The organism is Rhodopirellula sp. UBA1907, assembly GCF_002337565.1.
Taxonomy (GTDB): domain Bacteria; phylum Planctomycetota; class Planctomycetia; order Pirellulales; family Pirellulaceae; genus Rhodopirellula; species Rhodopirellula europaea.
Window position 1 is genome coordinate 1 of record NZ_DDGH01000111.1, and the last position, 5084, is coordinate 5084.

Here is a 5084-nt window from a genome sequence, read left to right on the forward strand (position 1 = left end):
TTCAGTCTCTTGCTGTGGAACGGCAGAATTCACGGGGGACGGGCGAAAGATTTGCAAGCAGACCATTAAACACGACTCCCGTCCTCCCGTGCAATTCATGGTTCGCCGCTCGCCCTCAGTAAACGTTGAACCCTACGCTTTATTTTTCAGTTTCCGGATGTGTCAGTTGGATGTCATCCTTCGTTCCCAATTGCCCGTCAGGCCCAAGTGACGTCAATGTGAATCCGATGTCCGATCCTTGATAGCGTAATGGATTGCCCCACTCGTCATCGAGCGGAGCAAAGTCACCATCGAGAAACGGCGCAAGGTCGGAATCGCGCAGATTGTCTGGGTACTGTCCGTATGATGTGTGGTAGAGCTGGCAGGCAATAGACACGGCCCGCAGATTGTTCGTTTGAGCCAACTCGTGATCGTAGCCCTTGCATCCAACAGCGTTGATGAGCATCAGAAGTGGGACTACGCTCCGAGGTCCAAATCCTTGAAACACGTGACGGTTCGGTTTACAGGTCACGTTACCTCTCTGTCGGCGAACGGCACGCGTAACCGGGAACGCGCGGAAAAGTCTCTAACGGTCAAATCGCTCGGCTCGCGTTCTCCGGTTCACGCGATGGTTATTCGGCGTCAACCTTAGATGCGGATAAGGTCTTCAAATTTTGCTTCCATGACGCATCGAGCATTGCCTTGAGCGGTGCATTGGGTGGCGTGGTCGACCCACGTTTCCACGCCAAACGAATGGTAACCGGACTGCCTGCGGGAAGCACGACCCCATCAACAATTTCTCCGGAGACGCGCATGGTCAGAAAGTTGTTGTCGAGAGAGGCTGAATCAACGCTCGCATTGATCGGAAATTCGTATCCGTACCAATGCCCAGGCTCTTTTAGACTCTGTAGGTAAAGACGGTCTTGCGGCCCCTTCTCCCAAACAAGCTCGGCTTTCCGAATCTGGACCAAACGCGCGTCGCCATCGTAGCAGATCCACGGCGATTCACTCGCCATTTGCAGCAGATCTTCGGCGCGTGCCGGCGTCAGGTCGCGAACGATCCGGCCCACTTCAAGCAACAGCCCTTCTCGAGCCTGCTTGCGAAAGAAGTACTCTGACTTTCTAGCAGCTTCGCGATGTTGCATTGCAATCCATCCAAGGGCAAGTGCAGCTATCAACGGGATGACGATGACGATCGTCTTGAGATTTATCCTTGCCATAAACAAAAATCGAATAACGGTAGCGATATGCGGGCGGCGGCGAGTGACTCAACAACTGCGAGAACGGCGACCACCGCCGCTCCGTATCATCGCATGGTTCCCCGCGCTTCATGGTTCGAGAAATTCCGCAAGCGAACCATCGAAAGAACGGAAGAAGTCGCCCGGGTCTTGGTCTTCTTCGTAGCGGTATAGTTCATGCGAGAATATGTGAAGTCCGTCAACGAGGTCACCGTCACGATCATAAATGTAGCCCATCGCGTCGCCGTTCGCCCAATCGATGAACGGGAGAAACCGCTTGGAAAGGCTATTGTGCGTATCAGCAATTGTGCTGCGGTGCGTCGCGACGAAATCAGCGAGTTCGGAGGTCGGCACAATGAACCACGGTGAGAGCATGCTCTCAGGGTCCATTTGCAACCCGTACCCATCAACGCTCCGGTACAGGTCCCTAAGCTCGGTCGGAATTGGGACTCCGATCGTGGCTTGGGCATCGTCAATGCGTTCAAGGCTTGCCGCATCGCCGAATATCGGCTCATAGCCAGAGTCGGCTTGCGCGGCCGCGTGATGCCTCGTAATTAAGTCGAGCCAATTGGTCATCTGGGTGACACGTGCATCTATGTCGGGTAACGGTCAGCGTCACCTGGCGGTGGCGCCCAGTGTGATTGGAAAGCAAAGTTGGTCTCCACCACCGCTCAGCGTGCACGCAATTGTTATCCGCCGCTTGCTGTCGCATTTTCGAATTTGGCGTTGAGCAGACCTGCATACTCAGTGGCGTGTTGAGCTATTGCTTGCTCGGAGCCTTCGGCAGAGCCGACAACAACGATTCCGTAGGCCGATCCGTCAGTCGCATCAGTATATCCCCAGAACTTAAAGTCAAAATAGCCAATTAGTCCAACGCCGTTCGAGATTCCTCGGCAAGTAATCCCTCGGCGCAAGACAATCCGTTCACCAGTTGCGGGGTTGCGTCCGTACTGTGGTGGACCATCTACGAGTTCAGGCCTTCTGCCGATTAACGCAATCCATTCTGCGTCAACAAGCATGGGGGCATCGTTCGTACCACGAACAATTGTTCCGATCAGATGAAAGCCGTATGGCATCAATGCGTCAGCTATTGAGGTTCGTTGAGAATCTTAGTCGGATAACGGAGGCGTTCACCAAGCCGCGGCGAACGATCTTCCATTTCAAACTACCACGACTCCGCGGCTTTGGTGCAACGCATTGTTCATCGCGTCAGTCGGCAATTCAGGATCAGCAGTATACCGGAGTGTTGATGCGGTTTCCATTCTCGTGAAACGATATCTCTCGGATGATCTGACGCAAGTAGATCGACTATCCCTTCTGGGATTACCCGCTTTCGCGGCATGAACACAGGCACTGGAAATTCGCGGGCACTGGACAATCAAACCGTGACCTCAGATCCGAATTACAGGCGACCGTTCATTTCATTGCGTCAGAAGGGTCGCACGCGACATTCCAACCCGCACGTGACCAGCAACGATCAAAACCGCAACATCAGTAGCGAATAGCAGGAAACCGTTGTCGCGTGCCACCCGATGGGACCTCCATGAATCACATTGCAGCGCAATGCTTACACGTCGGACACTCAGCAATGCGGTTTGAAATGATATTCAGTCTCGAGCATCACAAGTCGATGAACGATTGAGTTCACCTGCTTAGCAACGAAAAAAATTTACCTTGCTAGCCGGCGTGACGCTAAGCGGGTGCAACGACTTGGTTGTACTGTGCCGCCGGGGCCTGTGCTACGTGGACCCGTGATCGCCTTCGTGTTTTATCGGTGGCGCGTCCTGTTTCTCTGGACCAGCGGAGCGTTCTGGTGAGCCCACCGCGTGCCGCGATTGGACCTTCGGTAGCGTCGGTGGCGATGTTCGGTCGTGTCGAAGAACGCTTCATGCGATCTGTCCAAGGTTTCTCGTAACAAACGCGGAGCTGGGAGGGGAACGTCCCGGCTGAAAGGAATGATGGCTGACCAGCAGAGAGCCGCACGCCGGACAGCGACAAGCCTCGTCCATCCCTGCCGCATCACAAAGCTCCTGCCAAGTCTTGGCTTCCTGCACACTGCCATCGTATCCGCTGCCCAGTACTTGATGTGCCTGAACCAGGTCAGAATGCTGATTGCCGCTGTACAGGCCAAAGCCTCGCACGCACTGGTAGCGACGCGGCGGGACGTGCTCCAGCCAACGCATCAAGAAGGTGTCCGTTGGCAAAGAAGTCACACCTTGGCGTTTGCCATCGCCACCTTCGAGTTCACTGAGCCGGTACCGAAAGACAACCCGCCCATCACGTTCTTGAAGCAACCTGGAATTGCCGATGGGGCCGCCTCGTAGGTAGCGTGCAAGATACGTCACCACGCTGGCTCCGCCTTCGTACGCGTCAAACACTTTGACGTTCCACGCCCCGCTCAGGCGATACAGCAACGCATACAGCTGGTTGATCGTCCAACCTGGAGGGAGTTTGATTTTGCCGTTTCGGAAGGCTTCTTTGAGCAATGTCTTGAACTTCCCTCGGAACTTGGTCATCAGCACCTTGCGAGGCAGCAGGCATTTCTTTTTAGCTCCGATCCAGGTTCCGTCTTCGCTCAGTCCGCCGGCGGTGACCAGGACATGCAGATGCACGTGCTCATCCAGTTTCTGGTTCCAGGTGTGCAGTGCGGCAAGGATGCCCGGTCTCGCACCCATGTACTGGGCAGAGCCGAGTAGCTGCATCAGTGACTGCGACGCGGCTTGGAAGAACACGTCGGCGAAGGCCCGCTTGTTGAATCGCCAGATGGGGTTGAGCGAATGCGGGATGGTGAAGATGAGGTGGTGATGGGGGACCGGCAACAAGCGTGCTTTCCAGCCATCGAGCCACTTCTCGCGAGCGAGCCACGCGCACTTGGGGCAGCATCGGTGCGAGCACGAGTTGTAGGCGACCTGGTGGTAGTGCCCCTGCGGGCAACTGTTGACGTGGCCTCCCATCTCGCGAGTGCGACAATGGGTGATGCACCAAGCGGCCCGGTGCATGTCACCACTGAGAGCACGTGACTTCGCAAGCCTCGGGAAGTGCTTGCGCATCAACTGTTGCAGGTCGAGAGGCACGGTCACAACCTATAAGAAAACTCGACGCTCAGGAACTTATACCACAGGCCAGTACAACGTCCGGCATCACCGGGCGGGGAGAGTAAAGTTGTCCATTTCAAATTCGGCCGCCAGCCCCGCTCCGTGTGAATGCCATGGTTATCCGCCGTTACGACCTATTGCAGAATATCCTTTGTATCTGTTGCGTCTCACAAAGTCACCGATTCGTGCTCGGCATTCCGCGCTCATCGAAGTGTCAGATGCGTAGAAATTTGAAAGATTAGGAAACCCTAGAATGACGCTCTCGGAACGATCGGTTACGTCAGTGCCACTGATGTTTAAGCTCTCAATACTCGACAACGCTGAAAGCTCCACGAGGAATTCATCGGACAGCCTATTCTCTGCAACGTTGAGTTTTTTCAGCGTTGATAGCTTCGATAGATGAATGGAAGCTGAATCGTCGATCTTTGTATTTGAAAGACTAAGGTTTTCCAAGGAAGCAAGGCTGGAAAGGTGCAGCAGGTCGTCTGATCGCACAGCAGTGCCGGAAAGCCCGAGTCGTCGAAGTGACGCCAGTCGCACGAGATGCGACAAGCCTGGACCATCTATCTTGGTCCCCATTAGGGCAAGCTCTTCTAGGTCCTGAAGGGTGCAGTCGGTCTGGTAGCAAGCGATTTCACTGGATTTCAAACGGTTTGGTTTGTCGATTGATAGGATATCGGTGGAAGGTCGGCTGGGGAACAGATCAGTCGCTTCCAAATCCGGTCCCAAATGTCGCTTCGGTTTGCAGTCCGGAGATCGACGATGTACTGCC

Annotated in this window: 6 protein-coding genes; all 6 read right to left on the minus strand. The window is 54.8% G+C overall.

What is annotated here, in order from left to right; genetic code table 11:
* Nucleotides 1–139: 139 nt before the first annotated feature.
* The gene (locus B2R17_RS27935) at nucleotides 140–376 is read right to left on the minus strand and encodes a type II secretion system protein GspG (protein ID WP_414707408.1); all 237 of its coding nucleotides are present in this window, start codon (nucleotides 374–376) and stop codon (nucleotides 140–142) included.
* Nucleotides 377–611: 235 nt separating this feature from the next.
* The gene (locus tag B2R17_RS27940; RefSeq protein ID WP_286766595.1) at nucleotides 612–1124 is read right to left on the minus strand and encodes a hypothetical protein; all 513 of its coding nucleotides are present in this window, start codon (nucleotides 1122–1124) and stop codon (nucleotides 612–614) included.
* A 183-nt stretch (nucleotides 1125–1307) separates the two neighbouring features.
* Nucleotides 1308–1793, minus strand: a complete 486-nt coding sequence (locus B2R17_RS27945) for an SMI1/KNR4 family protein (protein WP_286766596.1) — start codon at nucleotides 1791–1793, stop codon at nucleotides 1308–1310.
* A 113-nt stretch (nucleotides 1794–1906) separates the two neighbouring features.
* Nucleotides 1907–2236, minus strand: coding sequence for a hypothetical protein (locus tag B2R17_RS27950; RefSeq protein ID WP_286766597.1), 330 nt, complete (start codon nucleotides 2234–2236; stop codon nucleotides 1907–1909).
* Nucleotides 2237–3103: 867 nt separating this feature from the next.
* Nucleotides 3104–4291 (minus strand): IS91 family transposase, encoded by a 1188-nt coding sequence (locus B2R17_RS27955; RefSeq protein ID WP_422662600.1) that lies wholly within the window; start codon nucleotides 4289–4291, stop codon nucleotides 3104–3106.
* Between the two features lie 138 nt (nucleotides 4292–4429).
* Nucleotides 4430–5084 (minus strand): hypothetical protein (locus B2R17_RS27960; protein ID WP_286766598.1); only part of this gene is annotated, 655 nt, incomplete at its 5' end.